Origin of the sequence: Cellvibrio sp. UBA7661 (genome assembly GCA_002483365.1) — a bacterium.
Lineage (GTDB): Bacteria > Pseudomonadota > Gammaproteobacteria > Pseudomonadales > Cellvibrionaceae > Cellvibrio.
Window position 1 is genome coordinate 430,568 of the sequence record DLHT01000006.1, and the last position, 17,229, is coordinate 447,796.

At 49.0% G+C, this 17,229-nt stretch carries 16 protein-coding genes; 8 read left to right on the top strand and 8 right to left on the bottom strand.

Annotated features, from left to right (window positions below):
- The 6 genes from B2739_RS05940 to B2739_RS05965 all read right to left on the bottom strand — a co-directional run bounded on the left by B2739_RS05940 (position 1) and on the right by B2739_RS05965 (position 7,262).
- Positions 1-903 carry a DUF3034 family protein gene (locus tag B2739_RS05940; protein WP_331344946.1) on the bottom strand — a complete coding sequence of 301 codons (903 nt, stop codon included), beginning with the start codon at positions 901-903 and terminating at the stop codon, positions 1-3.
- The gene (locus B2739_RS05945; protein ID WP_331344947.1) at positions 900-3,233 is read right to left on the bottom strand and encodes a putative bifunctional diguanylate cyclase/phosphodiesterase; all 2,334 of its coding nucleotides are present in this window, start codon (positions 3,231-3,233) and stop codon (positions 900-902) included. The genes B2739_RS05940 and B2739_RS05945 overlap by 4 nt, the downstream gene beginning before the upstream one ends.
- Positions 3,234-3,246: 13 nt before the next feature.
- A complete protein-coding gene (locus B2739_RS05950) occupies positions 3,247-3,882 on the bottom strand; it encodes a methylamine utilization protein (RefSeq protein ID WP_331344948.1) in 636 nt (211 codons plus the stop codon).
- A gap of 13 nt (positions 3,883-3,895) precedes the next feature.
- Entirely contained in the window at positions 3,896-5,581 is a 1,686-nt protein-coding gene (locus tag B2739_RS05955; RefSeq protein WP_331344949.1) for a GGDEF domain-containing protein, read from the bottom strand.
- Between the two features lie 116 nt (positions 5,582-5,697).
- The gene (locus tag B2739_RS05960; RefSeq protein WP_331344950.1) at positions 5,698-6,348 is read right to left on the bottom strand and encodes a thiol:disulfide interchange protein DsbA/DsbL; all 651 of its coding nucleotides are present in this window, start codon (positions 6,346-6,348) and stop codon (positions 5,698-5,700) included.
- Between the two features lie 230 nt (positions 6,349-6,578).
- Complete coding sequence (locus B2739_RS05965) at positions 6,579-7,262, bottom strand: c-type cytochrome (protein ID WP_331344951.1); 684 nt, start codon at positions 7,260-7,262, stop codon at positions 6,579-6,581.
- A 214-nt stretch (positions 7,263-7,476) separates the two neighbouring features.
- Here B2739_RS05965 and yihA point away from each other — a divergent pair, with 214 nt between their 5' ends.
- Complete coding sequence (gene yihA, locus B2739_RS05970) at positions 7,477-8,118, top strand: ribosome biogenesis GTP-binding protein YihA/YsxC (protein WP_331344952.1); 642 nt, start codon at positions 7,477-7,479, stop codon at positions 8,116-8,118.
- Between the two features lie 613 nt (positions 8,119-8,731).
- Here yihA and polA read toward each other — a convergent pair.
- Positions 8,732-11,515 (bottom strand): DNA polymerase I, encoded by a 2,784-nt coding sequence (gene polA, locus B2739_RS05975; protein WP_331344953.1) that lies wholly within the window; start codon positions 11,513-11,515, stop codon positions 8,732-8,734.
- Between the two features lie 410 nt (positions 11,516-11,925).
- Between polA and B2739_RS05980 the strand changes: the two genes are divergently transcribed.
- Positions 11,926-12,183 carry a hypothetical protein gene (locus tag B2739_RS05980; RefSeq protein WP_331344954.1) on the top strand — a complete coding sequence of 86 codons (258 nt, stop codon included), beginning with the start codon at positions 11,926-11,928 and terminating at the stop codon, positions 12,181-12,183.
- Positions 12,184-12,479: 296 nt separating this feature from the next.
- Positions 12,480-12,788 carry a hypothetical protein gene (locus tag B2739_RS05985; RefSeq protein ID WP_331344955.1) on the top strand — a complete coding sequence of 103 codons (309 nt, stop codon included), beginning with the start codon at positions 12,480-12,482 and terminating at the stop codon, positions 12,786-12,788.
- Here the strand turns inward: B2739_RS05985 and B2739_RS05990 are convergent.
- A complete protein-coding gene (locus B2739_RS05990; RefSeq protein ID WP_331344956.1) occupies positions 12,756-13,673 on the bottom strand; it encodes a zinc ABC transporter substrate-binding protein in 918 nt (305 codons plus the stop codon). The two genes, B2739_RS05985 and B2739_RS05990, sit on opposite strands and share 33 nt — an antisense overlap.
- 150 nt (positions 13,674-13,823) lie before the next feature.
- Here B2739_RS05990 and B2739_RS05995 point away from each other — a divergent pair, with 150 nt between their 5' ends.
- The 5 genes from B2739_RS05995 (at position 13,824) to B2739_RS06015 (ending at position 17,217) form a co-directional block, all read left to right on the top strand.
- Positions 13,824-14,330 carry a Fur family transcriptional regulator gene (locus B2739_RS05995; protein WP_331344957.1) on the top strand — a complete coding sequence of 169 codons (507 nt, stop codon included), beginning with the start codon at positions 13,824-13,826 and terminating at the stop codon, positions 14,328-14,330.
- A complete protein-coding gene (gene znuC / locus B2739_RS06000; RefSeq protein WP_331345128.1) occupies positions 14,323-15,126 on the top strand; it encodes a zinc ABC transporter ATP-binding protein ZnuC in 804 nt (267 codons plus the stop codon). The genes B2739_RS05995 and znuC overlap by 8 nt, the downstream gene beginning before the upstream one ends.
- On the top strand, positions 15,119-15,904 hold the full coding sequence (znuB, locus tag B2739_RS06005) for a zinc ABC transporter permease subunit ZnuB (protein ID WP_331345129.1): 786 nt from the start codon (positions 15,119-15,121) through the stop codon (positions 15,902-15,904). The genes znuC and znuB overlap by 8 nt, the downstream gene beginning before the upstream one ends.
- Positions 15,905-16,057: 153 nt before the next feature.
- Positions 16,058-16,282, top strand: a complete 225-nt coding sequence (locus B2739_RS06010; RefSeq protein ID WP_331344958.1) for a hypothetical protein — start codon at positions 16,058-16,060, stop codon at positions 16,280-16,282.
- An 83-nt stretch (positions 16,283-16,365) separates the two neighbouring features.
- Positions 16,366-17,217: a UDP-2,3-diacylglucosamine diphosphatase gene (locus B2739_RS06015; protein WP_053094217.1), complete on the top strand. Its 852-nt coding sequence runs from the start codon at positions 16,366-16,368 to the stop codon at positions 17,215-17,217.
- Positions 17,218-17,229 lie beyond the last annotated feature (12 nt).

Here is a 17,229-nt window from a genome sequence, read left to right on the forward strand (position 1 = left end):
TTAAAAACTCCCCTGCAGCGAGAGGTACCAACCTGTTTGATGTTTAAATGTCGCAACCTCCCCCAAATCAACATAGGCTGCGATTACTGCAACGCGTTTATTGGGAAACCAACCCACAAATGCGGTTTGCCAATCATCTTCTTTTATAAATGATAAATTGTTGGGCTTTTGGCGATACTCAGTACCGACTAACCAATGCCGGTTTAACAACACACCCGCCGACACTTCGGACAATAATTCTTTATCATTATTTTTATCACCACCAAAACCAACCAACCCCGTCTGGTTCGCATTGGTGTAACGCAAGTTGCCATTAAGCAACAAGTTGCGATTAAAAAATCCACCCAGAATTAATTTGGTTGCGCTGATGTTCACATCTGTACCTGAATCTTTTTTTGCACCCACCGCGGCAGGCACTAAAAAATCCAGATTTTTTTTATGTTGTACGCCCACACTGATTTGCGGCATGGGGGTATAAATCAAATCGCCTGCCACACGTACTTTGGCTGAAATAATTCGCTGGCTGATTGAATCAGTCGGCAAACTTAATGCGGCAGTGAGCGAATCATGGGTGAGTTTTTGTTGGGCGATGGATAACTCAATCCGGTTGCGCCAGCTCCAACTGCCGCCGATCACTTCCAATTGGTAATCGCCGGTATCAACGTAACTGCCGAATGCCGTTGCACTATATTCTTCCTGCGCGCCGTAACCGGATAACACGGCCATTGGTACGATGCCGCCACCGGCCACACCTTCAATTGTGCTGGCACCACCTGTTGCCAATAACCGGCTGCGGGAGATTTTGTTGTCGCTTTCCAGATCCAATGTTGCCGCATGAGCCATGCCACCATAAACACTGGCAGACACTTCAAGGGCTGCCAATAACCACAATAGTCGTTTCATGATGATAATTCCCATTGCGTTAAATAGCGGTGAACCCATTGGATAAAATCGGTTGCGGGCAAAGGCTTGCTATAAAGATAGCCCTGCGCTGTATCACAACCATATTGCTTTAATAATAATTTAATCGCCTCGGATTCAACGCCTTCAGCTGTAACACTCAAGCCCAATGTATGCCCAAGGTCAATTGTTGAACGCACAATGAGTTGGTCATCTGCACTGGTGTCTAAATTCAAAATAAAGGATTTATCAATTTTTAATTCAGAGACAGGTAATTTTTTTAATTGTGACAGCGAGGAATAGCCCGTACCGAAATCATCAATTGACAATGTCAGCCCCAGATCGCGCAAGCGTCGTAAATTGTTTAAACATTTATCAGCTTCGCGCATGATTGCGCTTTCGGTGATTTCCAAATACAGATTTTCTGCAGGCACTTTATATGTTTGCAATAATTCGGCGACGTATGCAGGTAAATCATCAACCAATAAATCCAATGCCGATAAATTAACTGAACAGGTTATTGTTATTTTTTCATCGAGCAGCGTACGCAATTGTGCGACGGCTGTTTTCAATGCCCAGCGAGTCAAGAGCGTGATCTGGCCGGAACTTTCAATAACACCGATAAATTCTTCCGGATTGATAAAACCCATTTCCGGATGATGCCAACGCACCAACGCCTCGGCACCCAATATATGGGGTCGTTCAAGATTGACTTTGGGTTGGTAATACAAACTGATATGGCCGTTTTTTAACGAGTTTTCAAATTCGCGGAATAAGTATAACCGGCGCAAGTGTTTTTCATCCCACCCCTGTTTATACCAACTGGTGTGCCTTTCACTATTGCGTCCTTCATTTAATGCAAGGTTTGCACGGCGCAATAATGCATCGGCTGCATCGGCATCTTCCGGATAACTCGCCAAGCCAATATTGATTTCAATACTCACCTGCAATCCATTTACCAACAGAGGTGTTTTAAAAACGGAATGGATTAATTCGGCCTGCTCACTGACTGCTTCTTTATTGTCTGCCATCAGTATGACCAAAAATTCATCGCTACCTAAACGCAACACGTCGCCGTGCGTAAGTATGCGCGCAATTTTTTGCCCTACTTCACGCAATACCGCATCACCAATTTCCTGACTGAGTTCGTCATTGATCTGGGTAAAATTTTTAATATCGATCACTAATAAATAGACCGATTTTTTAAGTGGATGCGAGCGTGAAATTGCATCTTCCAATTCCGGGAACACCCGCAGCCGGTTGGGCAAGCCGGTGAGTGGATCATGCTCCGATTGATAAAGTACTTGTTGCTCTCGTTCGCCAATCGCTTGTTGCATCGAAATAAATGCCCGCGCCAAATCACCCAATTCATCTTTGGATGTCACCGCGATGGGCGTTGCATAAAAACCGCTGGCAATTTTCCGTGCGATATCCGCCAGCAAGCGTACAGGGCGCGTCACACTGCGCGCTAAAAATAACGCGGCGACACCGGCAAGCACCGCAAACACCAAAGCCAAAATAAACAATTGGACATTTAACCGTGAAAAAGGCGCCATCACCTGACTGAGAGGCACTTGCAATACCGCAAGCAACTGATTGTTTTGGCGCGACGCAGGTACCACTAACGTAATCAAGTCATCATAAACAAACACTTCTCCTTGTTTCGTATCGCGATTGAGTTGCTTGACTAAAGCATCGCGTGACAAGCCCGCTTGGGTACCATTTAAATAACGAAACTCCTGCCCGTCATGCATCACAAAAGATACTTCCAAGCCGGTCAAGCGCTGCAAGTCATGACTGAATTCTTGCTTGATTTCAAACCCCATACCAGCAAGGCCAATAATGACCGGCGCTTTTACTGCAAACATTACAAATTGATAGGCACGACCATCGATAATAATAATGTCATAAGCCTGTCCGCGATGTTGTGCCTGCGTTTTCAAGCTATTAAATTCGTCGGTAATTTGCAGGCCGAACATTTCATCACTGGCAATAAATTTTCCATCGCGGGTGATAAGTACGCCGATATCCGCTTTGACTCGTGCAGAGTGATTGATTAATGCCGATGCAATGGTTTTTTCATCGCTGGTGGCAACAGCATCTTTAAATCCAAAATCTTCCGTCAATACTTTTACCGACAGTGCCAACTGCTCAATATTTTTTTGCATGATGCGGGTGAATAACTCACCGCCTGAAAGCAGTTCGGCCCGCGCATTTTGGGTAACTGCCTGATTGATCACGAAACGGGTTGCTAAATGAGAAACACCTTCCAGTACTACGACCAGACCTATCAGGAAGGTCAGTAATTTCAGCAGGTAGCTAAAACGAGGCATGAGTCAACTGCACCTAAAACAAATCGGAAAATTCATCGGTAGAATCATCCGTTGGCGGCGAACTTAAATTATCCAGCGTGATCGTTTTTTGTGTGGCGTTTGTTTCACTTAATTGGATTTGTGCCGCAGGATAATCTTCACTTAATTGCGGATGATGGATTTGCAATTGATAATTTCCTGCAGGCGCATTGACCTGCAACATTCCCTGCGCATCACTCACTGCGAAATAAGGCGTTTCCAATACGTAGATGTAAGCCACCATTGAATCATGGATATTGCAGCCGAGCACAACAGTGCCCGGCTTATCAAATAACACCGGCTCAGCAGTCAATCCGTGATACAGGCGCAACTCGAATTTTTTTGCTGGGGAAAATGAATAGACGTGATGGCGGATATCATCACTATTGGGAAATTTCACCTGTGTGTTGACACGGATAGCCAACACCTTTGGCACAAACATTTTTTCACGCTGGTCCATCTCAGCGGTGGGCAGACTACTGTAATCAACCGGTGTTTGCGGAACCAAGGCCGCAACAACATCCGGTATAGGTTTTCCCTGTGAGTCTTTTATCGCGATTGCAAGTTGCGCAGAAAAAACCGGTAAGGATGTGAAGCATAATAAACACAGCAGCGTCCGGAAAAAAATCATAACGATCATCCTATCAAACGAGCTGGCAGCGATTCCTGCCCAATGACTTGGCGGTATAGAGCGCCTGGTCAGCGCGGTCGAATGCCATATCCAACATATCACCGGTTTTAAATTCGGTTACGCCTACAGATAACGTAATCGACATGGGCTGGTCTTTGTAATTGAACGCTGCACTGGCAATCGCTTCGCGTATTTTTTCAAGCACTGCCAACGCCGTTTGGCTGTCTGTTTCGGGCATAAGTGCAACAAATTCTTCGCCACCATAACGGCAGAAAAAATCTACTTCGCGCAGGCGCGTGGCAATTGATCGCCCAATCACTTTAATCACCCTGTCACCCGCCTGGTGGCCATAGGTATCATTAATTTTTTTGAAATGATCAATATCAAAAATAGCAATGGTGAGCGGCCGACCATAGCGCTGCCAGCGTTGGACTTCTGCCTGCGCGCGCTCGTTGTAAGCCTCGCGGTTGGGCAACTCAGTGAGCGGATCACGCAACGCTTTTTGACGATGGTTTTCGAGCGTAGTGCGGTTTTTTTCCGCCTCCACTTCCATGGTCTTGATTTTGGCTCCGAGCGTTTGCAATTGCTCAGCCAACGCTTGTTGTGCGTGATCGGTCTGCTGGTAGTGATCAATGACCTGACGGATATTGCCAAGCTGGGATTTCACATGATCTTTTAATTGGTTGATGTCAGTGGCACTGTCGGTTCTACTTTCCAGATCGCTCATGCCGCGCATCACATCATCTTGTAATTTGCGCGATGCAGCGCGCTCACTTTCAGTATTTTTGACTGCGCCGCCCAACAACATATAAATTTCTGCCAATTCCTGATTGACGTTTTTCAGATAGGTTGCAAATGCATTATTGGCGGCGAGATAAGCCTCCATCACCAGATCGCGCAGGTTCCCTAGCAGCGGTACCAAATTTTGGGCATTGATACCTTGCACCATATTTTTGCGCAGTGATTCCACTTTGGCTTTGATGGCAGACTCACTCTCCAGGCTCGTGAAAAACTGGTTGAGCACCTGATGGATTTGCTCTGCGTAAGCAGCGGTGAGATAGGTGTCTTGCGGGACAGGTGATGTTTCCGGCGCTGACACATCAGGAAACGGAGCCGGTAAATTTTCAATAACACTGGCTTCGGTATCTGTATTGTCAGGGTCAGTATTTTTAGCGGCAGGTTTACCACCCAGTATCTTTCCAAACAACCCGCTTTTTGGCTGTTCAATTTCCGCAAGTGCCTGCTGTTGTATCCTCGCTAACTCTTGCAGCAAGGCGGGATAAAGACGCACTTTTTTGCTGCGCTGCGGCAACAGCGCCATGTATTCGCCCAACTCTTTTTTGACCGCGCGCGACAACTTGAATTGTTGCAGGGGCTTGGTGATATCTATCAGCGCTTGACGTATATCTTGCGCCCCCTGATCGCGGTGCCGCTCAAACTCCAGGGCGGCAGATTCCAGCTTGGAGAGCAGGCTGCTCATATCAACCGCGCTGATATCGGTGCGCAAGTGCTCGCGCAATCTGGCCATGATCAGGTCAAGGGTTTCATCCTGCCCATCGGCAGCAACACTGACACGAACCAGGGCGCTACGCAGCAAGGCCTGTTGGGCAGCAAACTTTTTTTCTAACTGTTCCTGTTCATCGAGGGCATTAAGGTATTTCTCTCGCCAGTTATTTTTATCGCCGGAATTGACTGTCATAACAACGTTGCGGACCTGTAAGGGGCTAAGTGGAGGGTACGAATGAGTATAGCCATAAAAAAACCCGCACCAGTCACCCGGTGCGGGTTTTCGTTAATTTGTTTTTGCGTTCCGGATCAGGGGGCTGGTGCTTTGAGTCCGCGCTCGGCACGCACTTTGGCTACCAGGAAATCCACCACTTTCAGCATTTCCGCATGGCCGCCGGCCAAACGGGAACTGACGCGGTATTTGCCATCGACCACCATTTCCGGGGTGCCGGTTACCTTGTAGCTGCGCGCACGCGCTTCCGCTTGTTTGATTTGGCTGGTTACACCAAAGGAGTTGTAAGTACTCAATGCTTTGGCTTTATCAACACCATAGGCGGAAAAAAAGTCGGCCCACTGCTCTGCAGATACAATCTGTTTGTGCTCCAAATGCAGCGCTTTAAAGACATCCATATGGGTTTTATCTTTTACTTTCAAAGCAACGGATGTGTAGTAACCGCGAACCAATGGCTCCATTTGTGGATTCCACATAGCATGGGTTTGCGCCAGATAAACATCGTTAGATTGCTGTTTTTCCCAAGCCTGCAGCATGGGTTCAAAATCGAAGCAATGTGGGCATGAATAAGCGAATACTTCTGCTACTTCAATTTTGCTCGGATCTGCGGTACGTACCGGCTGTTCCAGCAGCACAAAGTGCTTACCTTCCAGATACTCACTCGATGCCTCTTGGGCACAGGCGCTCAACGAGAAAACCAAGCCCATCAGGGCGGCCAAAATACGCATAAATCGCTCCTCAGTTATTTATTGATCAGCATCCAGGGGTTGTATAGATGTCGATTAGTCTTGCAAAACTGGTTCAAGTTCCGCAGGGGGTGCCGGATTCTCCAGCGCAGTACAGCTGATGTAAAGTGCGGCGCTACAAAAAAAGGCGACCAAGGCCGCCTTTTTACATTTCTTATATCACCTGCCCGATCGCATCAAGCGACAAGCATCATCCGATCAAGGATGAAAGATCAATTAAGACCGGCAATATAGTTTGCCAACGCAATGATCTCCGCATCACTCAGCTTATCTGCAACTGAACGCATGATCATTTGGTCGCCATCATTCGTACGATCACCTGCACGGAATGCGCGCAATTGCTTTTCGATGTACTCAGGATGTTGGCCACCCAAACGAGGGAAGCCTGCGGGAGCATTACCTTTGCCATCTGGCGCGTGACAACCGGCACAGGCTGGCACACCAGTGGTTCGGTTACCGGCACGATAGGTGCGCTCACCCAATTCCAAACCATCTACTTTGATACCAGAGTTGGTCTGGACTTCAATCTTTTTGGAGCCGGATAACTGGGTCGTCTGGCTGGCATAGTGCGCAGCGATATCCGCCAGATCCTGCTCGTTCAGGCTTGCCAGAATCCCGGTCATTTCAAGGACTACACGGCCAGTCGTTGCTTTTTTGGCAGCATCTGTCTCCAGATCCCATGCCTGGATATCCTGCAGCTGTTTCAGCAAATAGCGCTCGCCCAAACCAGCCAACTTCGGGAAAGTCCCGACCATGCTATTACCATCAGCACCATGGCAAGCACCGCATACTGCGGCTTTGCTGGCACCGGCTGCAGCATCTCCTGCTGCCATAGCACCCTGGGCAACAGCAACCAAACCTAGTGATAAAAGGACATTTCTTACGATAAGTTTCATTGGCTAATCCGATTTGATCGATGAATCTGATTGTTATGCGTACGTCTTTAAACAGGGAAAATCGCCAGGAGTCAGCTGCCGGTTCGCTTAATGGCAAGCCAACAGGCTACAATCGCACCCTAAATCCCGCTTTTGGCGCGCACGGCGGCCGGTAAAAGCGGCGGCATTATATTACCAACGCGCTAATAACACACTATTTTGAAGGGTTATTATCTTGACCGAAATCGTATTTACCAAGGCTTATTTTACCAAGAGCGCCCCCAGCATCCGCGAGTGCCCGCCAGAAAACGGTTACGAAGTGGCATTTGCAGGGCGCTCCAATGCCGGGAAATCCAGTGCTATCAACGCCTTAACTAACCAAAAGCTGGCGCGCACCAGTAAAACCCCCGGGCGTACCCAGCTGATCAACTTCTTTAACCTGAGTGACACCCAACGCTTGGTTGACCTGCCCGGCTATGGTTATGCCAAGGTGTCGCGCGAACAAAAAGAGAAGTGGCAACGCGATTTATCGGAGTACCTGCAAAAGCGGCAATCCCTGCAAGGGCTAATTTTGCTGATGGATATCCGTCATCCACTCCAGGAATTTGATACCACCATGCTTAACTGGGCGGTACGCGGCAACATGCCTGTGCATATATTGCTGACCAAAGCCGATAAACTCAGCCGCATGCAAGCCAACAATTCGCTTTTCGCGGTACAGAAACAACTCAAATTGATGAAATTGGGCAATGAAATCAGCGTGCAGTGTTTTTCTGCACTCAAAAATACCGGAATCGATGACCTGAAACACAAGCTCCAATCCTGGCTTGCACCTGAACAAAGCGAGCAATCGGCAGAAGACTCTACTGCCGAGTAGTATCAGGTAGTACCAGATAGTAGCGACACGCACGCAAAAAAAATCCGGTGATTCGATGAATCACCGGACAAAGGACTGGCACCCTTGGGGTGATGCCAGATGGGCTAGTAAACGGACACAAGCAAATCAACAAAAAACTTCCACATGGCACCAGACCAACAACATCTGCTCACCATCAAGTTACCTGTATGACAGGATCGGCCAAACGAAAGTTCAGCAACAAACGTAAAGCTTTGTAACTGCAACAGTTTTTGCACAATTGATAATTCAACAGCAAAACGACGGCGTCGAGAGGGGCAAATGACGGGCAAAAAAAACCCCGATATTATCGGGGTTGGCTTAGCTAATAACTTTGCTCAGCTGGCTTAAAAGCCATTAGGGGAGGAGTTAGCTCATGATCGTAAAACACACGTTACTGAGACCCAGCCTTCTGCAAATAAGTTCAAACTATTTTTAAAAAAATTGCACAATCTTTTGTTAATTTGAAAATATTCTTAAATATCAAATAGTTAAAAAATAGAATCCGTGCAAAATTTTCCATATTCAGCATGAAGGCACCATTTTAACCAACCCAGTTCAGATTCTATTCAGATTAGCCAATGACCAGCCGTACTTAATGCGCCTCATCCCAATTATTGCCAACACCCGCCTCAACCAATAATGGCACCTTTAGCTCAGCCGCTGCCGACATACGCTCAATCAAGCCTTGACGCACCGGCTCCAATTGCGATTCAGCCACCTCAAGCACCAATTCATCGTGTACTTGCATGATGATCCTGGCATCCAGCCCCGTTTCATCCAGCCAGGACTGTACCTTAATCATCGCCGTTTTAATGATGTCCGCCGCTGTGCCTTGCATAGGTGCGTTAATCGCAGTGCGTTCGGCCGCCATTTGCAGGTTCTTATTTTTGGCATTGATATCCGGCAGGTATAAACGACGGCCAAAAATGGTTTCCACAAAACCTTGCTCATGCGCCAGCGCACGAATGTTATTCATGTAGCGTTGCACACCGGGGTAACGCTCAAAATAACGGTCGATATATTGCTGCGCCTCATTGCGGCCAACATGCAATTGCTTGGCAAGTCCAAACGCCGACATACCGTAGATCAAACCGAAATTGATTGCTTTGGCACTGCGGCGCATTTCCGGGGTTACCGCATCCAAACCCACACCAAATACTTCCGCTGCGGTTGCCCTGTGTACATCGAGACCTTTTTCAAAAGCACTCAATAAACCCGCATCATCCGACAAATGCGCCATGATGCGCAGTTCGATTTGCGAATAGTCTGCCGCAACTAATTTATATCCGGCAGGCGCGATAAACGCTTGGCGAATACGCCGCCCCTCTTCGGTCTTGATAGGGATATTTTGCAAGTTGGGATCTTGTGACGATAAGCGACCAGTCGCTGCTACCGCCTGATGGTAACTCGTATGTATGCGGCCGGTGCGCTTATTGATTTCCAGCGGCAATTTATCGGTGTAAGTCGATTTTAATTTTGCAAGCCCACGATATTCCATCAGCACTTTTGGCAAAGGATAATCAAGCGCTAACTCTTGCAACACCTCTTCGGCAGTTGAAGGTGTTCCTGTGGGCGTTTTTTTAATGATGGGTAATTTTTGTTGCTCAAATAAAATCACGCCCAATTGTTTGGGTGAACTCAAATTAAATTCTTGCCCGGCAATATCGTAAGCTTTGCGCTCCAACTGCGTTAAACGCTCACCCAATTCAATACTGTGCTGACCTAATAATTTTGCATCCACCAAAGCACCATTGCGCTCAATGCGCGACAGCACCGGAACAAGCGGAATTTCGATATTTTCAAATACCGATTTCAGACTGGGTATTTGTGACAACTGCGGCCAAAAAAACTGATGTAAGCGCAGCGTAATATCTGCATCTTCTGCGGCGTAGTGCCCTGCATCTTCAACTTTAATTTGATTAAAGCTCAGTTGTTTTACACCCTTACCTGCAATTTCTTCGAAGGTGACGGTTTTATAGCCCAGATAATTTTGCGCAAGATCATCCATATTGTGACGGCTGCCGATGGAATTCCACACATAAGATTCCAACATGGTATCGAATACAATCCCACGTAATTCGATATCATAATTTAACAACACACTGCGATCGTATTTTAAATTTTGACCAATTTTAATTTTGGATGCGTCCTCCAAAATAGGCTTTAGTTGCTCCAGCACCCACTCAAGCGGCAATTGCTCCGGCGCACCCATATAATCGTGACCACAGGGCACATAAGCAGCGACACCCGCTTGCGTTGCAAAATTAAGCCCGACAATTTTTGCATCCATAATTTCCAATGCTGTTGTTTCCGTATCAAACGAAAACATATCGGCTTTTTGCAAACGCGCTAACCAATCGGCAAACGTATTTTTATCGGTGATGATATCGTAGCGTTTTTCAACTGCCGCCACTTCCGGCGCAGCGACACTCTCGGTAGTTTGCTCACTCACTTCGGGCACAGCAACTGGAGCAGATGAGGATGCACCAGCCAATTCATTCACCCAGCTTTTAAATTCCAGATCTTCAAACAATTCGCGCAAGCGCTGTTTATTTTCCGGCTGGCAAATAATTTCGTGAGGCGCAAACGGTAATTCAACATCGGTTTTGATCGTGGCAAGACGATAGGACAAATACGCCATGTCGCGATGTTCGATTAATTTTTCCGGCATGGTTTTCGCGCCGCGAAACGACAAGGTGCGCACTTTTTCCAAATCCGCATAGATAGCATCAAGACCGCCCGCGCCTTGAATTAATCCCTGCGCAGTTTTTTCACCAACACCGGGCACACCGGGAATGTTGTCCACCTTGTCTCCCATGAGCGCGAGGTAATCAACCATCAATTCCGGACCAAATCCGTACTTCGCATGAACACCGGGAATATCCAGAATTGTTTCAGTCATGGTGTTAACGAGCGTGACGTGCTCATTCACCAATTGCGCCATATCTTTATCACCCGTCGAGATAACAACCGGCATTTTTTGCGCTGTTGCCTGATGCGCAAGCGTGCCTATCACGTCATCGGCCTCTACACCCTCAATCACAAACAGCGGCAACCCCATGGCCTGCACTATTTCGTGGATGGGTTGCACTTGCGGGCGCAAATCGTCCGGCATTGGCGGGCGATTGGCTTTGTATTCAGCAAAGATATCATCGCGGAAGGTTTTTCCTTTCGCATCAAACACCACCGCTATTTGACTATATGGATAGTCCTTGCGCAGGCGGCGCATCATGTTGATTACCCCCTTTACCGCACCTGTCGGCTGACCTTTGGAATTGGTTAAGGGTGGCAGAGCGTGATACGCGCGGTACAGATACGAAGAACCATCGACCAGAACCAGGGGGGCAGCGGGATTTTGAATTTCGGTAGTCGTCATAATAAAGAAACAGCCTGTCAATACGGCAATTGGAGGAGTGATTTAGGAGAGAAGGATACACCAAACACCTGCAAACCAAGCCCAAGCGATACAGCACACACGGCACCGATAACAGAATCTTTGCGTGAGTGTTAAAAAGTGTTACTTGAACAAAAATGTGTTACCGCGCGCCAAAGCTGTTAGTTTTTTTAAGTTTTATTGCTAAGTTTCGGTATTTATTCACAAAAAAACACTTCACATAACAAAAAAGCCTAACACTCCTCTAGCCAACAATAATATTTGTGTTACCATGCGTAACATACAGTAACAAAGCAAAACCCGCTCGTTACTGGTGAACCTAACCCGAAGTAACACAACAGAAAGGTTGCTCACAAGGCAACTGGATTTACAAACCATCGGAGGAACCCACGATGAAAAAAACCGCTCTCGTATTTGCAACATTGATTTTGACTGCCACCGGCGCTTTTGCCGACGAGGTAACGAACAAAGACCTGACCTTGGCTGCTGCCGACATCGGCGTTAAGACAGTTTGGGTTGAAACTCAGGAAGACGCAGAAGCGCGTATTGCTGATGAACTGGCTGCAAAAACCGATTCTCTGACCGAAGAGGCAAATGCCAATCTGGAAGAGAAACTGGAAGCCAAGCTTGCCCAACAATTTGCCCTTTAAGTTGTAGCTGCATCGGCTAGTCACCGGTGCAATGAGCTTTCTTTAAGCTGTTGTTTTGATTGGACTATCTCCCTTATTTTCTCCTCGTGTATTAGCCCTGCGCGCGACCTTATAACTTTTTGTTTGGTTGTCGCAGGGCTCTTTTTTTGTGCTGATCACAAATTTGTAATTTGCTTTTAGCTTGGCACCAGACTCCCTCGCGCTGCTTATTTTCTGGCCTAGACTCGAAGAGTAAGCCCACTATTAGCAGGATCTTACGCCGCTAATACTTGCTTTAAACCGCATTGGAGGATGCCATGAATACACTGATTTTTTCCCAGACTGCTATTTTTCGTATGCAACAGCTAGCGAGCTGCGTGTACCACACAACGGGAATCCGTCACCGTATGGCGACACAGGAAGGCATGCTGGGATTACTTCAAGAAGCGGCATCGTCGATAAATAAAGACATACGTCATTACTTTGATGCGTTTTTGATGGAATTAAACAAGCGTCAGTTAGAGATGCTGGAAGCGCGCGGGGTAAAAATGCGCAAGCCGTTTAGCGCGGCAGCGTTGACATCCGTCAGCCCATCATCCATTACGCCCATCCGCAAAGCAGGTTAAGAACCCCTGCCCAAGTTGTTCCAATAGTTGCCGATAGCTGGATACTTGTTGGTCACCAATAGGATCCAGCAAGCCGATCCGCAAATCCAGTGACGCGGCCATCTCTTCCATGGCATCCATCTTGTAATAAGGCTCCATAAACAGGCATTCACCCTCTCTCGCCAGCACACCGCGCAATTCCTGCAGATGTTTTGCTCCAGGGCGACGTTCTGGAATGTAAGTCACATAGGCGACCTGATGTAGTCCATAGCGCCCGACAAAATGTCCGTAACCTTCGTGGTAAACCGCAAACCCCCGATTTTTTACCGGTGCCAGCTGCTGCATTAATTGTTCATCCAACTGCTGGAGCGATACGCTGAATCGCTGTGCATTTGCGCGAAATTGTTGCGCAGAATCCGGCTGTAGCTGCGCCAGACGCTCAGCCAGTGCTTGCGCAATCAGTGCCGCATTGCGCGGATCAAGCCAGATATGCGGATCTTTGCTTCCATGCCCTGAATGGTTCTGGTGGTGATGGTGATGATCTGATTCATCCGCTTCAGGCCAATAAAGCCCTTCCAATTGATAGGCTGTCATTACCTGTTGCGGTTTCAGATTAGCCAATGGGCGGGCAAGAAAGCTTTCCATTTCCGGCCCGATCCACAATACAAGGTCGGCGCTGCGCAAGCGCTTGTGATCGGACATTTTGAGGGGATAGTCGTGGGGCGATGCACTGACAGGCAGGAGCGTGCTGACATCCGCCTGATCACCGGCCACTTCCTGTGCGATAAGTGTCAATGGCTTAAGACTCGCCAACAGCTGGACTTTTGCCTGGGCAGGTATAGCAACAACCAACAGCAGGGCAGCAGAAAACAAGGCATACCGAAACAAAACACCGCAATACCGCATAATCCTATCCCGACCCCGTGAACTATATGCCAGATGAAAGGTTATAGAGTAACATAGCTGACTGCTGACTTTCCTCTTTAACTGTCTTGCGTACTGTACTTGGGTACTGCACCCAGCCTATTCCTTACGGGGCAACATACCGGGAAATTTATGGAACACACCCCCATCGCCTGTAGCCACCATGATCACAGCCATTGCATTAGCGATGCGCTCGAATCTGCCCGACAGTTGTGCATAGGCCGCGGTGTGCGCCTGACCGATTTGCGCCTGCAGGTGCTGGAGCTGATTTGGCAGAACCACAAACCCCTTGGCGCTTATACGCTGATGGAAATGCTGGCCAAAGCCAACACCCGTCGCGTGGCACCACCGACGGTCTATCGCGCATTGGATTTCTTGCTGGAACAGGGGCTGATCCACCGCATTAATGTACTCAATGCCTTTATTGGCTGCCCATCGCCCGGCACCAAACACCAAAGCCATTTTCTGATCTGTCGCGCCTGCGGGGTTGCCATCGAACTCAACCAGCCCGCACTGAGCAAGCAAATACTGGATGTCGCCCAAGATGCCGGTTTCACTGTGGAAACCCAGTCGTTGGAGGTATCCGGCCTGTGCTCCAACTGCGCAACCGGCCATGAAGCAGAATGTCATCATGAATGAATATCTGATCAAAGCGCGCGGGTTATGTGTTACGCGCAACGGCCGCCAGATTCTCCAACGCGCCGATCTGACACTGGAAGCCGGTAAAATCGTGACCCTGATAGGCCCCAACGGCGCAGGTAAAACTACGCTTGTACGCGCAGTACTTGGGTTACTCAAGATCGATGAGGGGCAGATCGAGAAAGCACACGATTTGCGCATTGGCTACATGCCACAAAAACTCCACATCGATGCCAGCCTGCCCTTAACGGTCGCACGCTTTCTTTCACTGGGAGGCAAAGCACGCGCGGATTTACCTGAAACACTGGCGCTGACCGGCATCGACAAGCTGATCAATCTGCCCATGCAGTCGCTCTCGGGCGGTGAAACCCAGCGTGTTTTGCTGGCGCGAGCGCTGCTGCGCGATCCACAACTGCTGGTGTTGGACGAACCTGTACAGGGCGTAGATGTGACCGGCCAGTCAGCGCTTTACGCACTCATTAATGAAATCCGCAACCGTCGCCAATGCGGAGTGCTGCTGGTCTCCCACGATTTGCATCTGGTGATGGCCACTACCGACACCGTTATTTGCCTCAACCAGCACATCTGCTGCGAGGGTCATCCGGAGCAGGTCACTAACGACCCCGCCTACCTCGCACTCTTTGGTGATACTCCCGGGTTGGCAAATTCCCCACAGGTGGCAATTTACACTCATCATCACGATCACCAGCACGATGCCCACGGCGATGTTATCAAGAGCAAACCTGCGTCTTTGGTGCATCGCCATGGCAGTCATTGCGGACATGACCATGCCTGATTTTCTAGTACTTGCCCTGCTTGCCGGAATCGCGGTTGCCCTGGTTGCAGGCCCATTGGGAGCCTTCGCCGTGTGGCGTCGTATGGCGTATTTTGGCGATACCCTGGCTCATTCGGCGCTATTGGGTGTCACATTTGGTCTACTGCTCGACATCAATCTCAACCTTGCTATTGCCCTTGGCTGCTTACTACTGGCGTTGATACTGGTCGCTCTTCAGCACAACCGCTTCCTCGCCACCGACACCCTGCTCGGGATACTCTCCCACTCCACCCTCGCGCTGGGGCTGGTGTGTGTCAGTGTCTTCAGCGACAGCCGGATTGACCTGATGGCCTACTTGTTTGGCGATATTCTCTCGGTTAGCCGGGGCGATGTGGTGAGTATCTGGATTATTTCCCTCGCGGTGATCGGGGCGCTGATGTGGCTCTGGCGACCGCTGCTTGCGATCACAGTACATGAGGAATTAGCGCAAGTTGAAGGTGTACCTGTGACCCGCGTGCGCACGGCGCTGATGCTACTGATGGCACTGGTCATTGCCATTGCGATGAAAGTGGTGGGAGTTTTATTGATTACCGCGTTGCTGATTATCCCCGCAGCGGCAAGCCGCCGTCTGACCCACACCCCGGAGCAGATGGCGATAGTGTCCAGTTTGCTGGGAATTGCGGCGGTGTGTGCTGGTCTTGCCGCGTCTTACTGGTGGGACAGCCCGGCTGGCCCCGCCATAGTGCTCTCTGCCACCAGCCTGTTTTGCCTGACATTGCTCAAAAAACAACAGGCATAACGGCTAAGCCTGTCCAATCGTGTAAGCAATATCGCACAAGATTTACCGAGAATTGCGACTATTTTCACATTTGGGATTTCGCGATACTGGCCAGTATCCCGCCATGACACCCAGTCACAGCTTGGCGGTCAAATCAGCAAGGATAACGCCCTAATGACGATTCTCAATATTGGTAACGAAGCATTCAACAGCACGGAAGTGGCCGAAAAAGTACAACATGACATCGACTTTTTACTGGCGCGCATCAAGCACTTGCAACAACAACCCAGCCCCAACCCGATTGTCCTGCAAACCTACTGCGAAATGCTGGAAAGCCGTCAGGCGGTACTTAACTGGCTAGTACAGGACCAACCGACCACGGTAAGCCGCGCGGGTTAACTGTCACCCAAAATTCATCAAAATGTTGCCTTTCCGTCATCTGTTGATCCCAGACTGGGATGAAACAGCTACGGAAATGCACCATGACCCATGCCAATCCCCTCGCTGCCGACTTTTTAGTTGCCGATAAAACCCCACCCAAGCCGACCAGCGCGCTGATCAATGCCCGCACCATATGGATTTCAGATATCCACCTGGGCTTTCGCGATTGCAAAGCAGATTATCTGCTGGATTTCCTCAACCACATCCATTGCGACACCTTGTATCTGGTGGGCGATATTGTGGATTTGTGGTCGCTCAAGCGCCGCTTCTGCTGGCCGCCCAAACACTATCAGGTGATGCTGAAATTCTATGAGCTGGCGGCCAGAGGCGTGCGCGTAGTCTATGTGCCCGGCAACCATGATGATCCCATACGCCACTTCTCTGGCCAGTTATTTGGTCCAATTGAAATTGCGCAGGAACATGAATATGTGACTGCCGATGGCAAACGTTTGCTGATCATGCACGGCGATGCGATGGATGCCTACATCAACCACAGCTGGTTGACGCGGGTTATTGGCGACCACGGTTATGAACTCTTGTTGTTTATCAATCGCTGGTCTGATCGCATCCGCAAGCTTATGGGTCGCCCCTATTTTTCACTGGCCGGATTGATCAAGAGCAATATTAAAGGTGCCAAGGCGGCGATTGAAACCTATGAGCGGGAGGCGATTGCAGAGGCCAAGCGACGCGGTTACGACGGCGTTGTCTGCGGCCATATTCACTATCCGGCACTGCGCGAAGAAGGCGGTTTACGCTACGCCAATTGCGGCGACTGGATTGAGAACTGCACTGCGCTGGTTGAAGACCATCAGGGCAATATGCGCCTCTTGCACCACAGCGACACCACCCGCTGGCATGAGTTGGACGCACAGGCTGCACTGGAAGCAGCCTGAGATTGGGTAAGA

What these genes read in the sequence shown, in the direction of transcription:
- B2739_RS06015 (WP_053094217.1), top strand. Translation starts at nt 16,366, where the DNA reads ATGACCCATGCCAATCCCCTCGCTGCCGACTTTTTAGTTGCCGATAAA.
- B2739_RS05940 (WP_331344946.1), bottom strand. Translation starts at nt 903, where the DNA reads ATGAAACGACTATTGTGGTTATTGGCAGCCCTTGAAGTGTCTGCCAGT.
- B2739_RS06010 (WP_331344958.1), top strand. Translation starts at nt 16,058, where the DNA reads ATGACGATTCTCAATATTGGTAACGAAGCATTCAACAGCACGGAAGTG.
- B2739_RS05985 (WP_331344955.1), top strand. Translation starts at nt 12,480, where the DNA reads ATGAATACACTGATTTTTTCCCAGACTGCTATTTTTCGTATGCAACAG.
- B2739_RS05980 (WP_331344954.1), top strand. Translation starts at nt 11,926, where the DNA reads ATGAAAAAAACCGCTCTCGTATTTGCAACATTGATTTTGACTGCCACC.
- polA (WP_331344953.1), bottom strand. Translation starts at nt 11,515, where the DNA reads ATGACGACTACCGAAATTCAAAATCCCGCTGCCCCCCTGGTTCTGGTC.
- znuB (WP_331345129.1), top strand. Translation starts at nt 15,119, where the DNA reads ATGCCTGATTTTCTAGTACTTGCCCTGCTTGCCGGAATCGCGGTTGCC.
- znuC (WP_331345128.1), top strand. Translation starts at nt 14,323, where the DNA reads ATGAATGAATATCTGATCAAAGCGCGCGGGTTATGTGTTACGCGCAAC.
- B2739_RS05990 (WP_331344956.1), bottom strand. Translation starts at nt 13,673, where the DNA reads ATGCGGTATTGCGGTGTTTTGTTTCGGTATGCCTTGTTTTCTGCTGCC.
- B2739_RS05965 (WP_331344951.1), bottom strand. Translation starts at nt 7,262, where the DNA reads ATGAAACTTATCGTAAGAAATGTCCTTTTATCACTAGGTTTGGTTGCT.
- B2739_RS05945 (WP_331344947.1), bottom strand. Translation starts at nt 3,233, where the DNA reads ATGCCTCGTTTTAGCTACCTGCTGAAATTACTGACCTTCCTGATAGGT.
- B2739_RS05960 (WP_331344950.1), bottom strand. Translation starts at nt 6,348, where the DNA reads ATGCGTATTTTGGCCGCCCTGATGGGCTTGGTTTTCTCGTTGAGCGCC.
- B2739_RS05995 (WP_331344957.1), top strand. Translation starts at nt 13,824, where the DNA reads ATGGAACACACCCCCATCGCCTGTAGCCACCATGATCACAGCCATTGC.
- B2739_RS05950 (WP_331344948.1), bottom strand. Translation starts at nt 3,882, where the DNA reads ATGATTTTTTTCCGGACGCTGCTGTGTTTATTATGCTTCACATCCTTA.
- B2739_RS05955 (WP_331344949.1), bottom strand. Translation starts at nt 5,581, where the DNA reads ATGACAGTCAATTCCGGCGATAAAAATAACTGGCGAGAGAAATACCTT.